The 21,845-nt window shown below is 66.3% G+C and carries 21 protein-coding genes, 1 tRNA gene and 1 pseudogene; 12 read left to right on the top strand and 11 right to left on the bottom strand.

Annotated elements, in window-relative coordinates:
• Positions 1–122 precede the first annotated feature (122 nt).
• Together HUW10_RS16760 and HUW10_RS16755 are read right to left on the bottom strand one after the other, a co-directional pair.
• Positions 123–689 carry a YMGG-like glycine zipper-containing protein gene (locus HUW10_RS16760; protein ID WP_174504508.1) on the bottom strand — a complete coding sequence of 189 codons (567 nt, stop codon included), beginning with the start codon at positions 687–689 and terminating at the stop codon, positions 123–125.
• A 150-nt stretch (positions 690–839) separates the two neighbouring features.
• On the bottom strand, positions 840–1,259 hold the full coding sequence (locus HUW10_RS16755; protein WP_174504507.1) for a hypothetical protein: 420 nt from the start codon (positions 1,257–1,259) through the stop codon (positions 840–842).
• Here HUW10_RS16755 and HUW10_RS16750 point away from each other — a divergent pair.
• Positions 1,258–2,064, top strand: coding sequence for an IS5 family transposase (locus HUW10_RS16750; protein ID WP_011930548.1), 807 nt, complete (start codon positions 1,258–1,260; stop codon positions 2,062–2,064). The genes HUW10_RS16755 and HUW10_RS16750 overlap by 2 nt on opposite strands.
• On the opposite strand, the gene HUW10_RS16745 is transcribed toward HUW10_RS16750, so the two are convergent.
• The 3 genes from HUW10_RS16745 to HUW10_RS16735 form a co-directional block, all read right to left on the bottom strand.
• Positions 2,061–2,699, bottom strand: coding sequence for a hypothetical protein (locus HUW10_RS16745; protein ID WP_174504506.1), 639 nt, complete (start codon positions 2,697–2,699; stop codon positions 2,061–2,063). The two genes, HUW10_RS16750 and HUW10_RS16745, sit on opposite strands and share 4 nt — an antisense overlap.
• Positions 2,700–2,735: 36 nt before the next feature.
• Positions 2,736–3,965 carry an argininosuccinate synthase gene (locus HUW10_RS16740; RefSeq protein ID WP_174504505.1) on the bottom strand — a complete coding sequence of 410 codons (1,230 nt, stop codon included), beginning with the start codon at positions 3,963–3,965 and terminating at the stop codon, positions 2,736–2,738.
• A 75-nt stretch (positions 3,966–4,040) separates the two neighbouring features.
• Entirely contained in the window at positions 4,041–4,643 is a 603-nt protein-coding gene (locus HUW10_RS16735; RefSeq protein ID WP_174504504.1) for a TlpA disulfide reductase family protein, read from the bottom strand.
• Here HUW10_RS16735 and argH point away from each other — a divergent pair.
• From argH to HUW10_RS16720, 4 genes are read left to right on the top strand one after another with little or no spacing between them, the layout of a single operon-like run.
• Positions 4,642–6,087: an argininosuccinate lyase gene (gene argH, locus HUW10_RS16730; protein WP_174504503.1), complete on the top strand. Its 1,446-nt coding sequence runs from the start codon at positions 4,642–4,644 to the stop codon at positions 6,085–6,087. The two genes, HUW10_RS16735 and argH, sit on opposite strands and share 2 nt — an antisense overlap.
• On the top strand, positions 6,084–6,212 hold the full coding sequence (locus HUW10_RS18485) for a hypothetical protein (RefSeq protein ID WP_255540109.1): 129 nt from the start codon (positions 6,084–6,086) through the stop codon (positions 6,210–6,212). Before argH ends, HUW10_RS18485 begins: the two co-directional genes overlap by 4 nt.
• Positions 6,209–7,525, top strand: a complete 1,317-nt coding sequence (gene lysA / locus HUW10_RS16725; RefSeq protein WP_174504502.1) for a diaminopimelate decarboxylase — start codon at positions 6,209–6,211, stop codon at positions 7,523–7,525. Before HUW10_RS18485 ends, lysA begins: the two co-directional genes overlap by 4 nt.
• Positions 7,525–9,864 (top strand): DUF4175 family protein, encoded by a 2,340-nt coding sequence (locus HUW10_RS16720; RefSeq protein WP_174504501.1) that lies wholly within the window; start codon positions 7,525–7,527, stop codon positions 9,862–9,864. Before lysA ends, HUW10_RS16720 begins: the two co-directional genes overlap by 1 nt.
• Before the next feature lie 88 nt (positions 9,865–9,952).
• Here the strand turns inward: HUW10_RS16720 and HUW10_RS16715 are convergent, their stop codons facing one another.
• Both HUW10_RS16715 and HUW10_RS16710 read right to left on the bottom strand, forming a co-directional pair.
• Complete coding sequence (locus HUW10_RS16715) at positions 9,953–11,830, bottom strand: ribonucleoside-diphosphate reductase subunit alpha (RefSeq protein ID WP_174504500.1); 1,878 nt, start codon at positions 11,828–11,830, stop codon at positions 9,953–9,955.
• A gap of 331 nt (positions 11,831–12,161) precedes the next feature.
• Complete coding sequence (locus HUW10_RS16710) at positions 12,162–13,364, bottom strand: pyridoxal phosphate-dependent aminotransferase (RefSeq protein ID WP_174504499.1); 1,203 nt, start codon at positions 13,362–13,364, stop codon at positions 12,162–12,164.
• A gap of 152 nt (positions 13,365–13,516) precedes the next feature.
• Between HUW10_RS16710 and HUW10_RS16705 the strand changes: the two genes are divergently transcribed.
• From HUW10_RS16705 to HUW10_RS16690, 4 genes are all read left to right on the top strand, one after another.
• A tRNA-Gln gene (locus tag HUW10_RS16705) sits at positions 13,517–13,591 on the top strand.
• 67 nt (positions 13,592–13,658) lie between these two features.
• Positions 13,659–14,540: an ABC transporter permease gene (locus HUW10_RS16700; RefSeq protein ID WP_174504498.1), complete on the top strand. Its 882-nt coding sequence runs from the start codon at positions 13,659–13,661 to the stop codon at positions 14,538–14,540.
• A gap of 3 nt (positions 14,541–14,543) precedes the next feature.
• Positions 14,544–15,353, top strand: coding sequence for an ABC transporter ATP-binding protein (locus tag HUW10_RS16695; RefSeq protein ID WP_174504497.1), 810 nt, complete (start codon positions 14,544–14,546; stop codon positions 15,351–15,353).
• Between the two features lie 277 nt (positions 15,354–15,630).
• Positions 15,631–16,647: a ribonucleotide-diphosphate reductase subunit beta gene (locus HUW10_RS16690; protein ID WP_174504496.1), complete on the top strand. Its 1,017-nt coding sequence runs from the start codon at positions 15,631–15,633 to the stop codon at positions 16,645–16,647.
• Between the two features lie 177 nt (positions 16,648–16,824).
• Here HUW10_RS16690 and HUW10_RS16685 read toward each other — a convergent pair whose 3' ends face one another.
• On the bottom strand, positions 16,825–16,968 hold the full coding sequence (locus HUW10_RS16685) for a hypothetical protein (protein WP_174504495.1): 144 nt from the start codon (positions 16,966–16,968) through the stop codon (positions 16,825–16,827).
• Positions 16,969–17,472: 504 nt separating this feature from the next.
• Here HUW10_RS16685 and HUW10_RS16680 point away from each other — a divergent pair.
• The gene (locus HUW10_RS16680; protein WP_174504494.1) at positions 17,473–18,723 is read left to right on the top strand and encodes a DNA methyltransferase; all 1,251 of its coding nucleotides are present in this window, start codon (positions 17,473–17,475) and stop codon (positions 18,721–18,723) included.
• 84 nt (positions 18,724–18,807) lie between these two features.
• Here the strand turns inward: HUW10_RS16680 and HUW10_RS16675 are convergent.
• The 3 genes from HUW10_RS16675 to HUW10_RS16665 form a co-directional block, all read right to left on the bottom strand.
• Positions 18,808–19,559, bottom strand: a protein-coding gene (locus HUW10_RS16675; RefSeq protein WP_174502420.1) for an IS5 family transposase whose coding sequence is annotated in 2 segments (ribosomal slippage) — positions 18,808–19,229 and positions 19,229–19,559 — 753 coding nt in all. Because the reading frame shifts where the segments join, the coding sequence is not laid out codon by codon here.
• Between the two features lie 172 nt (positions 19,560–19,731).
• Entirely contained in the window at positions 19,732–20,532 is an 801-nt protein-coding gene (locus HUW10_RS16670; protein ID WP_174504493.1) for a carbon-nitrogen hydrolase family protein, read from the bottom strand.
• Between the two features lie 54 nt (positions 20,533–20,586).
• Positions 20,587–20,817, bottom strand: a complete 231-nt coding sequence (locus HUW10_RS16665; protein ID WP_174504492.1) for a hypothetical protein — start codon at positions 20,815–20,817, stop codon at positions 20,587–20,589.
• Positions 20,818–20,969: 152 nt separating this feature from the next.
• Here HUW10_RS16665 and HUW10_RS18710 point away from each other — a divergent pair.
• Both HUW10_RS18710 and HUW10_RS18585 read left to right on the top strand, forming a co-directional pair.
• Positions 20,970–21,194, top strand: a pseudogene (locus tag HUW10_RS18710) (helix-turn-helix transcriptional regulator); the annotation flags it as partial.
• 12 nt (positions 21,195–21,206) lie between these two features.
• The gene (locus tag HUW10_RS18585; RefSeq protein ID WP_371808648.1) at positions 21,207–21,803 is read left to right on the top strand and encodes a S24 family peptidase; all 597 of its coding nucleotides are present in this window, start codon (positions 21,207–21,209) and stop codon (positions 21,801–21,803) included.
• Positions 21,804–21,845: the final 42 nt, after the last annotated feature.

The raw sequence follows: 21,845 nt of genomic DNA, 5'->3' as shown, positions 1-21,845 counted from the left end.
GGCGGACCGGCGGCGCGGACAGAGCATCATCCGATCAGATGGAGCCACCTGATCGGATAAAGACGCTCTGGTTATCAACGAGATAGAGCACGACATCCGATCCGTGAGGATCGGGAGATGCTCTAATATTGGCCGTTCTGGTAGCCGTTACCCTGATTGTAGGGGGTTCCCTGATTATAGGGGTTGCCCTGATTGTAGGGAGTCCCCTGGTTGTACGGGTTGCCCTGGTCAGGAGCGCCGTTGTTGTAGCGGTCACGGTGATCCTGCCGGTATTGGCCATCCTGCGGATACTGGTTGCCCTGCTGATACTGGCCATCCTGCGGATACTGGTTGCCCTGCTGATACTGGCCGTCCTGCCGATACTGGTTGTACTGGCGATACTGGTCGCCTTGCGGCCCGTCGGGGCGACGATAGGTGCCATAGGCGCCGGGCGGCGGGGCGGGTTGCGGGGTTGTCAGCGCGCCACCGAGGGCGCCGACCGCGCCGCCGATCAGCGCGCCGGTCGCGGGGCTGCCGCCGGTGGCCGCCCCGATCGCGGCCCCCGTGCCGGCGCCGATCGCCGCTCCCCCCAGGGCGCGCTGGCCGGGATCATAGGGGTTGGTGCAGCCGGCCAGCGCCAGTGCCATCGCAACCGCAGCGACGGCAGCGCCGGAGCGGCGCGGGGAAAGGCGGGATGGGATCGGGGTCATGCTCTGCTCCTCCACAAATGGACTGCATCTCTCGCCGGACCGACCGGACCGGACCGCACGCAGCCATGAAAACTCCATGCGGGCAAGAGATGGCCCGGCGATGGTGGAAATGTGGCGATTGTGGAGCAGACTGGAGTACATCCTATTTCATCAATTACGGCCACGCTTTATGACCAAACCAACAGATGTAACAATATATTTTTCGTACATAAGTCGGATATGTGGAGCATGTGTATAAGGAGGAATATCGACATGAAAATCTAATGGATGACTATCAGGTGCAATTACAAAACTTTCAACAGAATGACCACGTTTTTCAAGATGATTTACCAATTCCTCAATATCTCGCCTTCGATAGATAACAGTATGACCTGTTTCAAGAGTATCATTATTCGATGAAAGATTGAATTCAGTGGTATGAACTGCAAGTCCATTTGGTTTTAGTGTTTTTTCTACTGCATTTATAAGAGGCCATTTCGGAATGGGGTCGGAACGTTTTTGATGAGGGGTTGGATGGTTGGGCCAAATGTGATTCCGGGCAGGTGTTCGAAGCCTTGCCGGAGACACCATGTGGACGCCAACCACCCGTGCGCAGCATAGCCGCACCGGACTGCGCTATGGAAGTGACGTGACCGACGCGGAGTGGTTGCTCCTGTCGCCGTTCCTGCCCGCGCCGAGCCGATGCGGCCGGCATCGGAAGTGGGAGATGCGCGAGATTGTCAACGCGATCTTCTACGTCTTGCGTGGTGGGATTGCCTGGAGCCTGCTGCCGAAGGACTTTCCGCCGTGGCCCACGGCGTATCGCTGGTTTGCCCGGTTCCGCGACGACGGCACCTGGGAGCGGATCAACCACCATCTGGTGATGCGCGACCGCGAGAGGGTGGGTCGCGAGGCCAGTCCGACGGCGGCCGTGATCGACAGTCAAAGCGTCAAGACGACAGAGAGTGGCGGCACGCGGGGGTACGATGCTGGAAAGAAGATCAAGGGGCGCAAGCGGCACGCCATGGTCGATACCGACGGCCGGGCGCTCAAGCTGCAGGCCCATTCGGCGGCCATCCAGGATCGTGACGGGGCTGGACCGCTGCTCCGTGCGTCGCGTGCGAGTTGGCCGTTTGTGGCGCTGGGCTACGCAGATGGCGGCTATGCCGGGCCCCGTGTCGCCGACGCCAGCCCGATCCGCATCGAGGTGGTGCGCAAGGCCAACAACCAGGTCGGCTTCGCCGTCATCGCTCGACGCTGGGTCGTCGAACGGTTCTTCGCCTGGATCAATCGCAACAGGCGGCTGGCAAAGGATTTCGAAGCCACTATCGAGAGTGTCGAGGCCTTCCTCTACGCCGCGTCCAGCATTCTCCTGCTACGCAGATTGGCTCGTTAATAATCCGATTCGAAATGGACTCTAACAAAATTCATACCATTTTCGAGTGAACCGAGATGCTCGAAGCAGCATGATGACCAATTAAAATCAAAATCTACAAATTCTCTATCTATATTATTCATATCGCAAGTTTTATACGAAACACGTCTTTCAAAATTATGATAGTCAATTAAGTCTTCAAAATAGAGTCCAGAAAGATTTTCACTAAACTGATTTCCACCCTTCCAAGCATCACCAATTTCTGGCGGCGCGTCGGTCGCAACAATTAAAGCTCCCATACTAGCAAAAAGAGACGGTAATCTCTCAGTCCCAACCCCAAAAACCAGACCTTTTTTCTCTTGCCTTAAGATGTTATTTTTTTCTAAATGATGGATTATAAATACCCACTCCCATAATTTTCTATGAAATCCAAAAGGTGTTTTAAGTTTATTACAAATTTTATTAAATTTTGGATTAAAAAAATCAGTTGATGAACAGGTTGAATATTTCATAAAACTTGTATTATTATTTTCATTAAATGGAGGCTGTGGAAGATAATTTGACGACAGAAAGGTGCTCTCAATTTTATTTAATTTTGATTCTAGAATATTTATCTTTTCAAGTAAAAATTGTATATTTTCCGAAACATTATCCATGGATGAATCTCCCGTTTTCATGCAGCCGGAAAGGTTTTACAGCGCGCCGCCGCGCCGGCCGATGGCGCCGCCCAGGCGCAAGCGCAGGGCGTTCAGCTTGATGAAGCCCGCCGCGTCCTGCTGGTTGTAGGCGCCCTCGTCATCCTCGAAGGTGACCATCCGCGCCGAGTAGAGCGAGTTGGGGCTTTCGCGGCCGGCGACGATCACGTTGCCCTTGTAGAGTTTCAGGCGCACCCGGCCGGTGACCGAGTTCTGGCTGGCGTCGATCAGTGCCTGCAGCATCCGCCGCTCGGGGCTGAACCAGAAGCCGTTATAGATCAGCTCGGCATAGCGCGGCATCAGGCTGTCCTTCAGATGCGCGGCCTCGCGGTCGAGCGTGATGCTCTCGATGGCGCGATGCGCCGCGAGCAGGATCGTGCCGCCCGGGGTTTCGTAGATGCCGCGCGACTTCATGCCGACGAACCGGTTCTCGACGAGATCGAGCCGGCCGATGCCGTTGTCGCGGCCCAGCTCGTTGAGCCTGGTCAGCAGTGTGGCCGGCGAGAGTGAGACGCCGTTGAGCGCGACCGCATCACCCTGCGCGAAATCGATGCTGATTTCAGTGACCACATCCGGCGCCGCCTCGGGGCTGATCGTCCGCTGGTAGACGATCTCGTCCGGCGCCTCGGCGGGGTCTTCGAGGATCTTGCCCTCGGAGGAGGAGTGCAGCAGGTTGGCATCGACCGAGAACGGCGCCTCGCCGCGCTTGTCGCGGGAGATCGGGATCTGGTGCGCCTCGGCGAATTCGAGCAGCTTCGTGCGGCTGGTCAGGTTCCACTCGCGCCAGGGGGCGACGACCTTCACATCCGGCTTCAGCGCGTAATAGGCGAGTTCGAAGCGGACCTGGTCGTTGCCCTTGCCGGTCGCGCCATGGGCCACCGCATCCGCCCCCACCGCCTCGGCGATCTCGATCTGGCGCTGCGCGATCAGCGGCCGGGCGATCGAGGTGCCGAGCAGATACTGGCCCTCGTAGAGCGCGTTGGCGCGGAACATCGGGAAGACGAAATCCTTCACGAAGGTCTCGCGCAGATCCTCGACGAAGATTTCCTTGACGCCGAACATCTCGGCCTTGCGCCGCGCCGGCTCCAGCTCCTCGCCCTGGCCGAGATCGGCGGTGAAGGTGACGACCTCCGCCCCGCGCTCGGTCTGCAGCCAGCGGAGAATGACACTGGTATCGAGCCCGCCCGAATAGGCCAGCACAACTTTCTTTACGGTGTTTTCAGCCATCGTTCTCTGTCCCGGTTCTGCCTCAGGCGCGGCCTATCAGCCGGATCGCGGCGCGGCAAGAGCCGGCGCGGCGGATCAGGTCGACGTGGTGGACGGTGCGGCGTGCGATTTCGGCCCCACCAGCCGGCGCAGCCGCGCGATGGTCGCCGGCGTGTCCCAATCCCCCGCCCCTTGCAGCGAGGCGACCATCTGCCCCGCGCGGTCGACGATCACGGTGAAGGGGATGCCGCCGATGTTGAACGCATCGAGCGCGCTCGAACTCGGGTCGAGCAGCATCGGCACGCCGGTGATGTGGTGGCGGGCGAAATAGGGGCGCACCGCCTTGATCCCCTGGCTGTCCACCGAGATCGGCAGGACGCGCAGGCCATCGGCGCGGATCTTCGGGTCGAGCGCCAGCAGGGTCGGCAGTTCGGCGCGGCAGGGCGGGCACCAGGTGGCCCAGAAATTCACCACCAGCCCCTCGCCGCGGAAGGCGGCCAGCGTCATCCGCCGGCCGGAGGCGTCGAGGAAATGGAAATCCGGCACCGGCTGCGGCACGGTGGCGTCGAGATTGGGGCCGACATCCGGCAGCGTCATCGCCGCGGCGGATTTGCCGATCCCGGCGAGCGAAGTTAAGTCAGGCAGGACAAGACCCGCACCCAGTTGCGCGAACCGCCGCCGAGAAAGCCCGAAACGCATGACCGCCGATACCTCTTCCAATCCGAATACGACGAATTCTGGTGCCGAACCGGCCGGAGCGCAACCATCCCGCCTGCAATGGGGCGGACGTTTCGCCGCCGGTCCCGCATCCGTGATGCAGGCGATCAACGCCTCGATCGGGTTCGACCAGCGGCTCTGGCAGGAGGATATCGAGGGCAGCCTCGCCCATGCCGGCATGCTGGCGGCGCAGGGCATCATCTCGACCGAGGACGAGGCGGCGATCCGCGCCGGGCTCGGCGAGATCGCCGGGGCGATCGCCGATGGCGCCTTTACCTTCGACCCCGCACTCGAGGACATCCATACCAATATCGAGGCCTGGCTGGTCGCGCGGATCGGCGAGGCCGGGCGGCGGCTGCATACCGGGCGCAGCCGCAACGACCAGGTGGCGACCGATTTCAGGCTCTGGGTGCGCAAGGCGATCGACAGTCTCGACGAGCAGGTGCGCGGGCTGATGCGCGCGCTGGCGGACCGCGCGGCCGAGCACGCGGCGACGATCATGCCCGGCTTCACCCATCTGCAGACCGCCCAGCCGGTGACGCTCGGGCATCACCTGCTCGCCTATGTCGAGATGCTCGGGCGCGACCGCGGCCGCCTTGCCGATGCGCGCCGGCGGCTGAACGAATGCCCGCTCGGCGCCGCGGCCCTTGCCGGCACCACCTTCCCGATCGATCGCGGCATGACCGCCGCCGCCCTCGGCTTCGACCGGCCGACCGCGAATTCGCTCGATTCGGTGTCCGACCGCGACTTCGCGCTTGAATTCCTGTCCGCCCTCTCCATCCTCGCGGTGCATCTTTCGCGCTTCGCCGAGGAGATCATCATCTGGACCAGCGCGCCCTATCGCTTCATCCGGCTGTCCGACGCCTATACCACCGGCTCGTCGATCATGCCGCAGAAGCGCAATCCTGACGCCGCCGAGCTGGCCCGGGCCAAGGCGGGGCGGATTTTCGGCGCGCTCACCGGGCTGCTCGCGGTGATGAAGGGGCTGCCGCTCGCCTATGCGAAGGACATGCAGGAGGACAAGGAGCCGGTGTTCGACGCCGCCGACGCCGCCGAGCTGTGCCTGGCCGCGATGACCGGCATGGTGCGCGACATGGAGCCGGACGCAGCACGGATGCGCGCGGTGGCTGGCGCCGATTTCGCCACCGCGACGGATCTTGCCGATTATCTCGTGCGCGATCTCGGCCTGCCCTTCCGCACCGCCCATCACGTCACCGGGCAGATCGTGAGTGCGGCGGAATCGCGCGGGCTCGACCTCGTCGCCCTGCCGCTCGCGGTGATGCAGGAGATCGAGCCGCGGATCACCGAGGCGGTGTATGACGTGCTGACCATCGAGGCCTCGGTCGCCGCGCGGCGTACCCTGGGCGGCACCGCGCCGGACAATGTCGCCCGCGCCGCGGCGCGCTGGCAGGAGGCGCTGGCATGACCCGCGGGCTGCTGCTCGTCCTGTTCGCCTGCGCCGCCCTCGCCGCCTGCGGCCGCGCCGGCGCGCCCTCGCCGCCCGGCCCGGCGGGGCAGATCACCTATCCGCACCAATATCCCTCCGAATGATGAACGCCCTCACCAGCGACCAGGCCTGGCGCCGCCTCGTTGCCGCCCGGCCGAACCTGTCGTTCCACGCGATGGACGGGCTGTGCCTCGATGGCGTGCCGCTCGCCGCCATCGCCGCCGCCCATGGCACGCCGAGCTGGGTCTATAGCGCCGCGACGATCGAGGGGCGGCTCGCCGGCCTGCGCGCCGCGTTCGCAGCCGAGGGGCTGGCGCCGGCGATCCGCTACGCGGTGAAGGCGAACGACCATCTCGCCATTCTGAGCCTGGTCCGGGCCGGCGGCGCCGGGGCGGATGTGACCAGTGCCGGCGAGTTCGCCCGCGCCGCCGCCGCCGGGATCGCGCCGGGGGCGATGGTGTTCTCCGGCGTGGGCAAGCGGGAGGATGAGCTGCGCCGCGCGCTCGAAGCCGGGATCGGCCAGATCAACGTCGAGAGCGCCGAGGAGCTGGAGATGATCTCCGGCATCGCCGCTTCGATGGGGGGTGCGGCACCGGTCGCGCTGCGGGTGAACCCGGATGTCGCCGCCGGCGGGCACGACAAGATCAGCACCGGCCGCAAGGGCGACAAGTTCGGCATCGGCTTCGATGACGCGGGCGCGCTCTACCGCCGCGCCGCCATCCTGCCCGGCATCGCGGCGGTCGGGTTTTCCACCCATATCGGCAGCCAGATCTTCGCCCCCGCCGCCTTCGAGGCGGCGTATCAGCGGGTGCTCGGGCTGATCCAGACGCTGCGCGGCGAGGGGCTGGCGGTGCGCCGCTTTGATCTCGGCGGCGGATTCGGCATTCCCTATGACGACGGCGCCGCCTTCCCCTTCGCGGCGCAGGCGGCGATGGTGCGCCGCGTGCTCGGCGGCCAGGATCTGGAGCTGATCGTCGAGCCCGGCCGCTGGCTGGTCGGCCCGGCCGGCGTGCTGATCGCCCGGGTGACGCTCGTCAAGCGCGCCGGTGCCGAGCGATTCGTCGTGCTCGATGCCGGGATGAACGACCTGATGCGCCCGGCGCTCTATGGCGCGCTTCACGGCATCGTCCCCGTCGCCGCCGCCGATGCCGCCGGCGCGCCGCTGCCGGCCGAGGCGGTCGGCCCGGTCTGCGAGAGCAGCGACCGGTTCGGCAGTTACGAGTTGCCCGATCTCGCGCCCGGCGCGCTGGTCGCCCTGCTCGATGCCGGGGCCTATGGCGCGACGATGAGCAGCACCTATAACGGTCGGCCGCTGGCAGCCCAGGTGATGATCGCCGATGGCGCGCCGCAGCTGATCCGCCGGCGGCAGGCGCTCGACGATCTCTGGCGCGACGAGATCGTGCCGCAGCGCCGGTAATGCCGGCGACGCGCCTCGCCCGGCTGCGGCGGCGGGCGCGCCGCGTTCTGGTGATCGAGGCCGTCGCCCTCGCCGCGATGCTGCCGGCCGGCGTAATCGCGATATTCCTCATCGTCGGGCTTGCCGGGTTCGGCGGCTGGCGGGCCGATCTCGCCGCGCTGATCGGCCTTGGCCTCGCGCTGCGCCACGCGATCACGCACTATCGCCCGCCCGCGCCGGAGGCAGCCGACCGAAGGATCGAGCGCGATTCCCGCCTGCCGCACCGCCCGCTCGCAGCCCTTGGCGACGAGCCGGCGCTGGCCGGCGCGGCACCGCTCTGGGAAGCGCATCGCGCCCGCACCGATCGCGCCCTCGCCACCGCCAGGGTGGGTTTGCCACGGCCGGATTTCGCCGCACACGATCCGTTCGCGCTGCGCTTCCTGCTCCTGCTCGGCGTGATCGCCGCCTGGATCGCCGCCGGATCGCAGGCCGGATCGCGGCTCGCGGCCAGTGTCGAGTTCACCTCGCCCTTCGCCCGGCCGGGCCTTGCGGTACAGGCCTGGATCACGCCGCCGCGCTGGGCGGGGGCGACGCCGCGCCTGATCGGCGCCGGCACGGACAAGGTGACGGCACTTGCCGGCTCCACGCTCGCCATCATCGTCACCGGCGCCGGCAATGCCGCGCCGGCGGCCTGGATCGGCGGCAAGGCGCTGGGTTTCGCCGGGATCGGCACCGGCAGTTTCCGCGCGCAGCAGACGCTCGACCGCTCGACGACGCTCAGCATCGGGCCGTTCTGGGACCGGATCGCCCGGAAGACGATCACCGTGATCGCGCCGACACCGCCGCGAATCGGCTTCGCCGCGCCACCGGCGCCGACCCCGGCGGCGCGGCGCGTCGGCCTCGCCTGGCGCGGCAGCAGCCGCTACGGGCTGACCCGTCTCGGCCTCGTGCTGCGGCCGGTGGAGGCGCCGGGGGGCGTCGCCGACCGGGCCGCCCTGCCGGTGGCAAAGCCGCAGGGCGAGGATTTCGCCGGTAGCGCCCGGCTCGACCTGCTGGCCAGCCCGCTCGCCGGCATGAAGGTGGCGGCGACGCTGGAGGCGGTGAACCGCGACGGCCAGACCGGCTCATCGGCGCCGGCGCAACTCCTCCTGCCCGCGCCCGCGCTGCACGACCCGACGGCGCGGGCGCTGGAGGCGATCCGCCAGGCGCTGGCGCGCGGCACCCCGGGGCGCGCGGCGCTCGGTGCGCGGCTCCGCAGCCTCGCCGCCGCGCCGCCGGGCAAGCTGACGCCGGAGACGCGCGCGGCACTCGCCCATTTCGCCGCCGGATTCGGGCCGAAAACCCCGGATTACGCTCAGGCCGAGGCGGGGCTGTGGACGCTGGTGCAGCGCGCCGAGCTTGGCACCGCCTACGAGGCGACGCGCCAGCTCGACGCGGCGGCGCAGGCGCTGCGGGATGAGCTTTCCCGGGAATTATCCCATCCCATGTCCGGCCAGAAGACGGCGCCTTCGCGGTTTCGGCAGCTGATGCAGCGGCTCGACCGGGCGATGCAGGCGCGGCAGGACGCCACGCCACGGTCCGCGCGCGGCGATCAGGCACAGCAGGCGGCGCAGCGGGCGGCGATCGACCGGCTGGCGCACCAGATCCGGCAGGAGCTGGCCTCCGGGCAGACGGCGCAGGCCGAGCGCGACATGGCAAGGCTCAGGCAGATGCTGAACCGGCTGACCGCGCCGCAGGCGAGCGGTTCGGCGGCAGCACAACAGCAACAGCAACAGCAGCAGCGGCAAGCGGCCGCACGCCGGCTGGCCGCGATCATGCGCGGGGAAGCGAAGCTGATGGACCGGACCGCGCGGCGCGACGCGATGCCGGCGCCGGGTGGCCAGCCCGCTTTACCGGCGCAGCCCGGTGCTGCGGGCCTTGCACAGAGTCAGGAGGGGCTGCGCAGCCAGCTTGCCGCCGCCGCCCGGTCGATGCAGGGGGCCGGCCTGCCCGGCCAGTCCACGCTCGGCCAGGGCCAGCGGGCGATGACCGCCGCGCGTAACGCGCTCGGCACCGGCGATATTCCGGCCGCGCTTTCCGGCGAGCGGCAGGCGATCGCCGCACTGCAACAGGCGGCGGGCGCGCTGGCGGCGATGGCGGGACAGAGCCCGGCGGGCGGCGGGCAGGTGGCGGCGGGGCAGAACGCGGCCGGCGGCGATGGCGCGTTCGGCAACCAGAACGCCAGCGATGTCAGCCTCGGCAAGGCGGGGCTGCATTCCACCGCGCGGCAGATCGAGAACGCGCTGATCCGCCGCGACCAGACGCCGGAGCTGCCGGCGGAGGCGCACCGCTATTACGGCAGGCTGCTGGGCGGGGAGTGAGGCGCGGCGCCGAACGGCGAAAGGCCGCCGGCAATGCGCGGCGGCCTTCGGAAATATCTCTATTCTCCGTGCTTTATCGGCACTCGCTCTACTGGCAGGCGAGGCATTCCTCGTAATCGGTGGTGCTGGTCGCCGCGGCGGCGGGCGGCAGCTTGGCGATAAGGGCGGCGTCCCCATGCTCGTGGCGCTGCACCTTCTCGCTCACCGTGTCGGCCCGCTGGATCGACAGCGAGCGGCAGTAATAGAGCGACTTCACGCCCTTCTTCCAGGCCTGAAAATGGATCTGGTGCAGGTCCCGCTTGTGCACATTGGCGGGCAGGAACACGTTGATCGACTGGCTCTGGCAGATATAGGGCGTGCGGTCGGCGGCGTGCTCGATCACCCAGCGTTGGTCGAGCTCGAAGGCGGTCTTGAAGACGGCTTTCTCATCGTCGGTCAGGAAGTCGAGATGCTGGACCGAGCCCTTGTTGACGGTGATGTTCGACCAAGTTTCCTCATCGTCGCGGCCCTTGGCGGCGAGGAGAAGCTGGAGGTGGCGGTTGCGCACCGAGAAGCTGCCGGACAGGGTCTTCTGCAGGAACACGTTGGCGGCGATCGGCTCGATTCCCGGGCTGGAATTGCCGGCGATGATCGAGATCGAGGCGGTCGGCGCGATCGCCATCTTGTGGGAGAAGCGCTCCATCACGCCATATTCGGCGGCATCCGGGCAGGGCCCGCGTTCCTCGGCGAGCTTGCGCGAGGCGGCATCGGCGCCGGCGCGGATGTGGCGGAAGATGCGGATGTTCCACGCCTTCGCCATCGCGCTCTCGAAGGGGATGCCGAGCGCTTGCAGCAGCGAGTGGAAGCCCATCACGCCGAGGCCGACCGAGCGCTCGCGCATCGCGGCGTATTTGGCGCGGGCCATCGAATCAGGCGCGTTGTCGATGAAATCCTGCAGCACATTGTCGAGGAAGCGCATCACGTCCTCGATGAATTGCGGATTGTCGTGCCATTCGAGCCAGGTCTCGAGATTGATCGAGGACAGGCAGCAGACCGCGGTGCGCTGCTGGCCGTGCTGGTCGAGCCCGGTGGGCAGGGTGATCTCGGCGCAGAGATTGGAGGTTTTCACCTCGAGGCCGGCGAGCTTGTGGTGCTCGGGGCGGGCGTTGTTCACATGGTCGCCGAAGATGATGTAGGGCTCGCCGGTCTCGATCCTCGCGGTGAGGATGCGGATCCAGAGCGAGCGGGCAGAGACGGAGCGGACATGCGCGCCGTCCTTGGGCGAGGTGAGCGACCACATCTCGTCCGCCTCGACGGCGCGCATGAACGCGTCGGAGACCAGGATGCCGTGATGCAGGTTGAGCGCCTTGCGGTTCGGATCGCCGCCGGTGGGGCGGCGGATCTCGATGAATTCCTCGACCTCGGGATGCGAGATCGGCAGGTAGACGGCGGCCGAGCCGCGGCGCAGCGAGCCCTGGCTGATCGCCAGCGTCAGGCTGTCCATCACCCGGATGAAGGGAACCACGCCGGAGGTCTTGCCGTTCTGGCCGACCTTCTCGCCGATCGATCGGAGATTGCCCCAGTAGGAGCCGATGCCCCCGCCCTTGGAGGCGAGCCAGACATTCTCGTTCCAGAGATCGACGATGCCTTCGAGACTGTCCGACGCTTCGTTGAGGAAGCAGGAGATCGGCAGGCCGCGCTTGGTGCCGCCGTTCGAGAGCACCGGGGTGGCCGGCATGAACCACAGCTTGCTGATGTAGTCATACAGCCGCTGGGCGTGCTCGGCGTCGTCGCCGTAATAGGAGGCGACGCGGGCGAACAGGTCCTGATAGCCCTCGCCGGGCATCAGGTAGCGGTCGTTCAGCGTGGCGCGGCCGAATTCGGTGAGCAGCTGGTCGCGCGAGCGGTCGACCCTGATCTGGTGCCCACCGCGGATCTGGACATCCGTGTCGAGCAATGCGGGTTCGGGTCGGTTGATCGCGTTCATCGCAGTTGCAGCTCCTCGGTTCAGCGCGCCCCCATCACTACATATTGGGCAGGCCGCGCGCAATCGACACTAGATCAAGTTGGTCCAAAAAATTTCTCTTGCCCCGAGTCGGTGCCGCGGCGGCAAGCGTGTTCATTGTTTGTTCCAAGGATAGCCAAGACGCCGGAGGCCGGCAAGCGCGGACAGCAAGCGCGGACAGCAAGCGCGGACAGCAAGCGCGGACAGCACTGGGCAAAAGAAAACCCGCGCGAATCGCATCGCGCGGGTTCTGGAGCACGTTCCGCTCCTTTCGGATCGGAACGTTCCCTAATCTGTTGTCAACCAGTGGCTCTCAGCGCAGCCCCTGGCAGAAGGTCTGGATCCGGGTGCAGGCGTCGCGCAGCGCCTCGGTCGAGGTGGCGTAGCTGACCCGGAAATAGCCGGGATAGACGAAGGCGCTGCCATGCACGGCGGCGACGCCCTGCTCTTCGAGCAGCGCGGTGACGAAGGCCTCGTCATCGACGATCTTCGTGCCGCCCGCGGAGGTCTTGCCGAGGCAGCCGGCGATCGAGGGGAAGACGTAGAACGCGCCCTCGGGCCGCGCGCAGGTGATGCCCGGCGCCTCGTTCAGCATGGCGACCACGAGGTCGCGCCGCTCGCGATAGGCGGCGCGCATGACATCGATCGCATCCTCCGGGCCTTCCAGCGCGGCGAGGGCCGCGGCCTGGCTGACCGAGGAGGTGTTCGAGGTGGACTGGCTCTGCAGCTTGTCCATCGCCTTGGTAAGCGCGAGCGGCGCGCCGCAGAAGCCGATTCGCCAGCCGGTCATCGCATAGGCCTTGGAGCAGCCGTTCATCGTCACCGTGCGCTCGCGCAGCTTCGGCTCGACGCCGACGATGGTGGCGGGCTTGAACCCGTCATAGACGAGCTTCTCGTAGATGTCGTCGGTGAACACCCAGATGTCGGGGTGGCGGAGCAGCACGTCGCAGATCGGACGGAGGTCTTCCGCCGAATAGGCAGCCCCGGTCGGGTTCGAGGGCGAGTTCAGCATCAGCCACTTGGTCTTCGGCGTGATCGCCGCCTCGAGATCCTCGGCGCGCAGCTTGAAGCCGTTGTTCTGGCTGCACGGCACGAAGACCGGCTTGCCCTCGGCGAGCTGGACGATGTCGGGGTAGCTGACCCAGCACGGCGTCGGGATGATCACCTCGTCGCCGGCCTCGATCGTGGCGAGCATGGCGTTGAAGATGACCTGCTTGCCGCCGGTCGAGACGATGATTTCCTGCGGCGTGTAGTCGATCCCGTTGTCGCGCTTGAACTTCGCGGCGACGGCCTTGCGCAGCGCCATGGTGCCGGCGACGTCGGTATATTTGGTCTCGCCCGCCTCGATCGCGGCGATGGCGGCGCGCTTGATGTGGTCGGGCGTGTCGAAATCCGGCTCGCCGGCGGAGAGGCTGATGATGTCGCGCCCCTCGGCCTTGAGCTGACGCGCCTTGGTCGAGATGGCGATCGTCTGGCTCGGGCTGATGCGATTGAGGCGTGCGGCGATCAGGTTCATGTGCGATACTCCCCGTGACAACGGCCTCGATGTAACCGAACTATGGTGCGATGAACATGGGCGCGGCGTGGCATCCGGCCCGAATTGCACACATGGCGGCACATGGCGGGACTTGCCGAGCCGGCGGCAACGCCATATCAGTCAGGCCCGGATGGGGTGTAGCCAAGCGGTAAGGCAGCGGATTTTGATTCCGCCATGCGGAGGTTCGAATCCTCCCACCCCAGCCAGCGCCGGCGGGCTTCGCCTCTGGCCTGGATCAGGACGGCCCGGACCGGGCAGGAGCAGGGTTCCGACATGAACGAAACACAGACCGCAGCGCCGCTGCCGACCAGCTTCCGCGGCACGGCGCATTTCACCCTCTCGGCCGATCGCGGCTGGGGGCAGCGGGCGCGGCTCGCGCTCGCCGACATGGCGGAGGGCGTGCGGCTGTGGCAGCTGGTCTGGACGCTGGCGTTCTACGACATCAAGCTGCGCTATCGCGGCTCGGCGCTCGGCCCGTTCTGGCTGACCATCTCGACCGGCGTGCAGGTCGGCGCCATGGCCTTTCTCTACGGCGTGCTGTTCCACACCGATATCCATACCTACCTGCCCTATCTCGCGATCTCGCTGGTGCTGTGGACCTATCTCAACACGCTGATCTCGGAGGGGAGCACCTGCTTCACCCAGACCGACACGCTGATCAAGGGCACGCGCATGCCCTTCAGCGTGCACGCCGCGCGCAATGTGGTGCGCAACACGATCGTGCTCGGGCATAACCTGATCGTGATCGTCGTCGTGTTCCTGATCATGGGCGTGCATCAGAGCCTGTATTCGCTGCTGGCGATCCCGGCCCTGGCGCTCTGGATGATCGACGCGCTGGCGATCTCGCTGCTGATGGGCGCGCTCTGCGCGCGGTTCCGCGACCTGCCGCAGATCATCCTCTCGGTGATGCAGATCGCCTTCTTCATCACCCCGGTGATCTGGTACGCCAAGGTGCTGGACAGCCACCCGATCGGCCGGCTGCTGATCGATCTCAACCCGTTCTATCCCATCCTCGAAATCCTGCGCGCCCCGCTGCTCGGCACCCCGATCAGCACCCGGCTGGTGCTGGCCGCGATCGGCGTCTCGGCGCTGCTGGTGGGCGTCGCGGCAATCGGCTTCGCGCGGATGCGCGGCCGCGTGGCCTACTGGGTCTAGACCATGGCATATCTGACCGCCTTCGACATTTCGGTGGATTTTCCGCTCTATCACGGGGATAGCCGGTCGCTGAAGAAAACCCTGCTCGGCCATGCCTCGTCGCGCTTCGCGCAGGACCGGCGCAGCCGCCCGGTGGTGCAGGCGCTGCGCAACATCTCCTTCTCGCTGAAGACCGGCGACCGGCTCGGGCTGATCGGCTCGAACGGCTCGGGCAAGACCACCCTGCTGCGCGCCCTCTCGGGCATCTACCAGCCGACCGCAGGCTCCCTGTCGATGGAAGGGCGGCTGCAATCGCTGCTCGATCCCGGGCAGGGCATGAACCCCGATCTCACGGGGCGGGAGAACATCCGCCTGCGCGGCCGCTTCCTCGGCCTGCCGCGGCCGGAGATCGACCGGCTGGAGGCGGATGTCGAGGATTTCTCCGAGCTTGGCCAGTTCCTCGACCTGCCGGTGCGCAATTATTCCTCCGGCATGGTGGTGCGCCTCGCCTTCGCGATGGCGACCGCCTTTCCCCCCGAGATCCTGCTGATGGACGAGTGGATTCTCGCCGGCGACGCCGCCTTCATGGAAAAGGCGCGCGGGCGGGTCGAGGGCATGGTGCGCCATGCCGACATCCTCGTGCTCGCCAGCCACAGCCCCTCGATCCTGGTGGAGTGGTGCAACCGGCTGCTCTGGCTGGAGGGCGGGCAGATCCGCGCCGATGGCCTGCCGATGCAGGTCCTCGCGGACTATCTGCCGCCCCAGCAATACGACGAGCTGGTTGCCGCGCATGGCCGGAGCGATGTCGCCGACCGGCTGCCGGCGCAGGACTGAGCGCTGCCACAGGACGCCGCGCTCTCCACAACATATTGTGGATAAGCCAGCACTCGCCACAAGATCGGGTGAAAATCGGCATGAGGCGCCGCCGATCCGGGTTGCCGGATGGCGGCTCTGCCCCCATAGTGTGGGGAGCGAATCAAACCGGTGATCATGCCCCCTTCCCTGCAACCGAGCCGCCGCCGCACCGGTGGACGGCGCGCCAGGGGCCGGCCGCCGGGGTCACCGTCGCCCGCCTGATGTCTGCCTCTCACGCCCTCAAGGATCGTCCCGAATGTCCGTTACCCTGCCCGACACCGCCGCCCCCATTCCGGTCGAGACGCCGCCGCATTTCGACCTGCTGACCGAAAACCCGGTCTACAAGCCGTTCCGCTACCCCTGGGCCTACGAATCGTGGCTGACCCAGCAGCGCGTGCACTGGCTGCCCGAGGAAGTCCCCCTCGCGGACGACGTGAAGGACTGGCACCGGAACCTCACCGAGGGCGAGCGCAACCTGCTCACCCAGATCTTCCGCTTCTTCACCCAGGCGGATGTCGAGGTGAACAATTGCTACATGAAGCACTACAGCCAGGTGTTCAAACCGACCGAGGTGCTGATGATGCTCTCGGCCTTCTCGAACATCGAGACCATCCACATCGCCGCCTACTCGCATCTGCTCGACACCATCGGCATGCCCGAAGTCGAATACTCGGCCTTCCTCAAATACAAGGAGATGAAGGACAAGTACGACTACATGCAGGAATTCCGCGTCGACTCGAAGCACGAGATCGCCAAGACGCTGGCCGCCTTCGGCGCCTTCACCGAGGGGCTGCAGCTCTTCGCCTCCTTCGCGATCCTGCTGAACTTCCCGCGCTTCAACAAGATGAAGGGGATGGGCCAGATCGTCTCCTGGTCGGTGCGCGACGAGAGCCTGCACTGCCTGTCGATCATCCGGCTGTTCCGCACCTTCGTCGCCGAGAACCCGGAAATCTGGACCGAGACGCTCCGCCAGGAACTCTATACGTGCTGTGCCACCATCGTCGAGCATGAGGACGCCTTCATCGACCTCGCGTTCGAGTTCGGCGCGGTGGAAGGGCTGACCGGGGAAGAGGTGAAGCGCTATATCCGCTACATCGCCGATCGCCGGCTGCTGCAGCTCGGTCTCGACCCGCTTTTCAATGTCGACAAGAACCCGCTGCCCTGGCTCGACGAGATGCTGAACGCGGTCGAGCACGCGAATTTCTTCGAGAACCGCGCCACCGAATACAGCAAGGCCTCGACGGTCGGCTCCTGGGAAGAGGCCTGGATCTGATCTGATCTGATCTGGGCCCAGCCGGGGCGCGCAGCGGAGCAGGATGTCCGATCCGTCAGGATCGGACAGTGTTCTAGAGCACTTTCCGATCCTTTTGGATCGGATGTAGTGCTCTGTCATACTGATAAACCGAGCATCTTTATCCGATCAGATGATTCCATCTGATCGGATGATGCTCTACGCCGCGTTCTCCTCGCTCTCGCGCTCCTGCCGGGGCGCGGGGTGGAGGGCAGCCCGGCCGCGGCGGCGGCGATAGGGGAAGAGCTGCGGCCAGAGCAGCCTGTCCTCGGGCGGCAGGAACCGCGGTTCGGATCGGGACACGGAGCGGGACTCGGCACGAGTTTCAGTACGCGCTTCGGGGCGGGATTGGGGCCGCGATCCGGGACGGTCGGGCGGCGGGGCTTCGTCGGTGAGAGCAGACATGGCGACCTGTCATCAGTTGGTGGAGACACTACCGCGAACCCGGCGCGCGGACGCGGCAGCAATAGGCGGGCGACGTTAACAAACCGTTTCGCTTCCGGTGCGAGAACCGGAAACGATACGGAAGATTCCGCATCTTGTTCTGTTAGAGCAACGTCCGCCCTCGCGGGCCGGGCGCATCACTCTATCGTGTTGATAATGGTTGTATCCTTGTCAAATCGGACAGGATCATCCCATCGGGTAGTCGCGGGAGCCTCGAACCGCATCGATCGTTCGTGACGCGCGCTTCTAACATTGGGCGCCGCACGGGCAAATGAAGACTTGATGTCATCTCCCCCATGATGCCCGGTTCAGCCGGCGATCTCGCCGCTTGGAGCCGCAACGCCGGGCTGATATGGTTCAGCCATGCGCCAAACGCAGCCCGCCCTTGCCGCGGACTCTGCTCTGGTTCGCGACATTCTCGCTTTCGCCGCGCCCGGCAGCGCGACGCTCCACGAACGCGCCGAGGGAATCGATTATTTCGTCAATGCGTTCTGGACCGCGGGGCAGCGCCAGGCGCATGCGATCCACGAGATTTCCTATCGCGCCTGCTTCAAGCCGCAACTGCCGGAATTCTTCATCTCCCGCCTCACCGCACCCGGCGATCTCGTCTTCGACCCGTTCATGGGGCGCGGCACCACGCCGCTGCAGGCCGCCCTGATGGGACGGCGCGCCGGCGGCAACGACATCAGCGGGCTTGGGGTGATGATGTGCCGCCCACGGCTGCGGCCGGTCGGGCCGGACGCGGTCGAGGCGGCGCTGCGCCGGGTCGAATGGTCGCGCGGCGCGGTCCGCCGGCCCGAGCTGCTCGCCTTCTACCACCCGGCAACCCTGGCCCGGCTCGAGGCGCTGCGGGACTGGATCGACGCCCGCGCGCCGCCCGGCGACGACCGCCCCGATCCGGTCGCGGACTGGATTCGCATGGTGGCGCTCAACCGCCTCGCCGGCCACTCCCCCGGCTTCTTCTCCGGCCGCTCGATGCCGCCCAACCAGGCGGTGTCGGTCGCATCGCAATTGCGGATCAACGCGCGGCTCGGCCTCGCGCCGCCGGAGCGCGATATCGCCGCGCTGATCCTGCGCAAATCCCGCGCCCTGCTGCGCGACGGCACGATGCCGGGTGGTGCCGTGTTGGGCGGCGCGCGCCCCTGCCTGTTCACCGGCCCGGCCTGGGACATCCCGCTCGAGGCCGGCGCGGTCGCGCTCGCGGTGACCTCGCCGCCCTTTCTCGATGTCGTCGACTACGCGGCGGATAACTGGCTGCGCTGCTGGTTCGCCGGGCTCGATGCCGGCGCCGCGGCGCTCGGCCAGCACCGCGGCGCGGCGGGCTGGATGGCGATGATCCGGCGCGCGCTCGCCGAGCTGGCCCGGCTGGTACGGCCGGGCGGGCATGTCGCCTTCGAGGTGGGCGAGGTGCGGGGCGGGCGAATCCTGCTCGAACGGCAGGTCTGGCAGGCGGCGGCGGGCCTGCCGTTCGAGCGGCTGGGCGTGCTGGTCAACCGGCAGCTTTTCACCAAGACGTCGAATTGCTGGGGGGTGAGCAATTTCACCCGCGGGACGAATTCAAACCGCGTCGTGCTGCTGCGCCGGAGCGGGGGCGGCGGTCAGAGCATCACCTGATCGGATGATGCTCTGTTTATCAATATGGTAGAGCACGGCATCCGATCCGAGAGGATCGGAAAGCGCTCTAGGGTTTGTGGGGATTCATCGTGAGTTGATGACGGCTGCGGCGAGGTAGATCATTGCCTGGAAGCTCTGGTCTGTTTTGCAGGCGCGCAGGGCGATGCGTTTGAACTCTTTGAGCTTGCAGAAGAAATTCTCGACCAGATGACGCCATTTGTAGATTTCGCGGTCGATTTTCAGCTTCAGTGCCCGGGCCGGATGCTGGGAAATGACGACCCGGGCGCCTCTTTCGTTGAGTTCTGCGACCAGAGCGTTGCTGTCGAATGCCTTGTCTGCGATCAATCCACCGAATTCGACGTTGTCGATCAGTGGCGGGACCTCGATGCCGTCATGGCGATTGCCCGGCATGAGACGAAAGCGCACAAGGTTGCCCAGGGCATCCGTCAGCGCCAGGATTTTGGTTGTCATGCCACCTTTGGAACAGCCTATGGCCTGGCTTTGAGTCCCCCTTTTGCGCCCTGGCCGTGACGGTGGACCTTGACGATCGTGGCGTCGACCATGGCGTATTCCATATCGGGTTCATCAGATACCGCGTCGAAAATCCGTTTGAAAACATCAGCGCGGCGCCAGTCGTTGAACCGGCGGTAGGCCGTGCTCCAGTTGCCAAACATCGAAGGCAGATCACGCCACGGACTGCCAGTGCGGACAATCCAAAGTACCGCTTCCAGAAACAGCCGATTGTCCCGCCCGCTGCGGCCAGGGTCACTCGCCTTGCCAAGACAATGCGGTTCCATCCTCGCCCATTGGGCGTCCGTCAGTACAAATCGTTCCATTCACAGCTTGAATCACAGCAACACCCAAATGGGAATCCCAAATCCCCACAAACCCTAGTGTCCCGAATCTGAAATCCATCGGATTTCAGATTCACAGTGGACACTAGAAAAAACAATCGTTTAGTGGCCTGCTTGTCCCTGAAATTCACCCACGAATTTCAGGGGCAGGACACTAGGACGCGATGGCGCCGTAGAGCGCCGGCCGGCGGTCGGCCAGCAGCGTGTCGCGCCGGCGGGTTTCGGCCAGATGGGCAGGATCGATGCGGGCCAGCAGCCGGGTCGGCGTCGCCCCCGCCCGGGCCAGCACCGCGCCATCCGGCCCGCAGATCGAGGACTGGCCGATATAGTCGAGGCCCGGCTCGCTGCCGCAGCGATTGGCATAGGCGATGTAGACCTGGTTCTCATAGGCGCGGGCGGGGATCAGCGCGTCCGCCACCACGTGATAGGGCGGCATCAGCGCCGTCGGCACCAGAACGAGGTCGGCCCCCGCCAGCGCCATCACCCGCGCGGTTTCGGGGAATTCGATGTCATAGCAAATCGCCACGCCAAGACTGAGCCCGCGCCAGGCGACCAGCGGAAACCCCTCGCCCCGCACGGCGAACATGTCGCGGTCGAGATCGCCGAAAAGATGCGCCTTGCGATAGATCAGTCGCACGCCGCCGGCCTCGTCGATCAGCGCCGCGCTGTTCGCCACCGCATCGCCCACCAGCTCGGGGAAGCCGAAACAGAGCGCGATGCCTTCCACGCGGGCGATCTCCTGCGCCCGGGCCAGCGCCGGGCTCTCGGGGGCGAGGGCCAGCGCCCGCGCCCGGGCCGGACCGAGATTGTAGCCGGAGAGAAACAATTCGGGCAGCACCAGGAGGTCGGCGCCGGCCGAGGCGGCATCCCGCGCCTCGGCGGCGAGCAGGTCGAGTGCGCCCGCCGGATCGGCGAACCGCCCCTCGGTCTGGCAGAGGGCGAGGGTGATGCTCATGCCTCGATGCATAGACCCGCCCCGGCAGCGGGGCAATCGGCGCGGCGCCCGCCCTTACATCGATGCCAGAACCAGCTGGTCGCCGCTGCGGGCGATCGCCCCCATCCGCGCCCCGGCGGCGCCCGAGGCCATCACGATGTCGCCCGGCGCGATCAGGTCGGCGGCCGGGCCGAAAAAGCCGACATCGCCCAGCGTGTCGAGCGCCCCCTCCCCTGCGCGGTAGTGCCAGAGAGTGAAGCCGTTGGCATAGGCGAGGACGGAAAGGTTGCGCAGGATGAAAGCCATGGTCTGTCTCCTCAGCGTGACCACCGGCCGGCTGGCCGATAGGAACATAACAAGAACAAAATAACCACAGGTTGTATTCTGCGCAAGCATTAACTGTCCGTTTACCGCAAATCTTTCTTCCCAAACCGGGTAAATCCGTTAAGACCAACGCGATGCAGCATGACGATATCTGGCGTGCGATCGACGCCCTGGCGGCGCAGCGCGGGCTCTCGCCCTCCGCGCTCGCGCGCAGCGCCGGGCTCGACGCGACCAGCTTCAACCTCTCCAAGCGGCGCGCGCCGGACGGGCGGCTGCGCTGGCCTTCCACCGAGAGCATCGCCAAGATCCTGGCCGCCAGCCAAACCGGATTCGAAACCTTCGCGGCACTGGCCGCTGGCAGCCCGCTCGCGATGACGGACGCGGCTCAAGCCGCAATGACGGACGCGGCTCAGGCCGCGATTGCTGACGCGGCTCAGGCCGCGATTGCTGACGCGGCTCAGGCCGCGATGATCCCCGACGAACCGCCGGCGGAAGCCAGGCCCGCAACGCCTGACGACGCGCCGCCCGAGACGCTGGCGGAGCCCGACGGCGTCCAGCCCGGCACGGTCTGGCGCGCGGTGCCGGTGATCGGCCTCGGCGCGGCCGATGACGAGTCCTTCGACGACGAGGGCTATCCCAGCGGCACAGGCTGGCGCCGGCTGGAACGGGTCATTGCCGAGGCCGGCATCGTCGATGATCCGCATCTCTTCGCCCTCGTGGTGGAGGACGATTCGCTGGAGCCGGTCTGCCGGCGCGGCCATGTCGTCATCGTCTCGCCGGATGCGCCGGTGCGGATGGGCGATCTCGTGGTGGCCCGGCTTGCGCCGGGCGGCCTCGTCGCCGGCCGCCTGCTCCGCCGCACCATCTCGCGGATCGACCTTGCCGCGCTCACCCCCGCCGCCGCGCCGCGCGCATTGCCGGCCGAGGCGGTCGTAGCCCTCCAGCGCATCGTATGGATCAGCCAGTAGGCGGCACTCTTCCCGCCGGCGCGGCGGGGCTGTAAGGAGACC

Origin of the sequence: Acidiphilium sp. C61 (assembly GCF_905116885.1) — a bacterium.
Lineage (GTDB): Bacteria > Pseudomonadota > Alphaproteobacteria > Acetobacterales > Acetobacteraceae > Acidiphilium.
The sequence above is the reverse complement of the archived record's forward strand: the minus strand, read 5'-3'. Positions and strand labels throughout refer to the sequence as shown.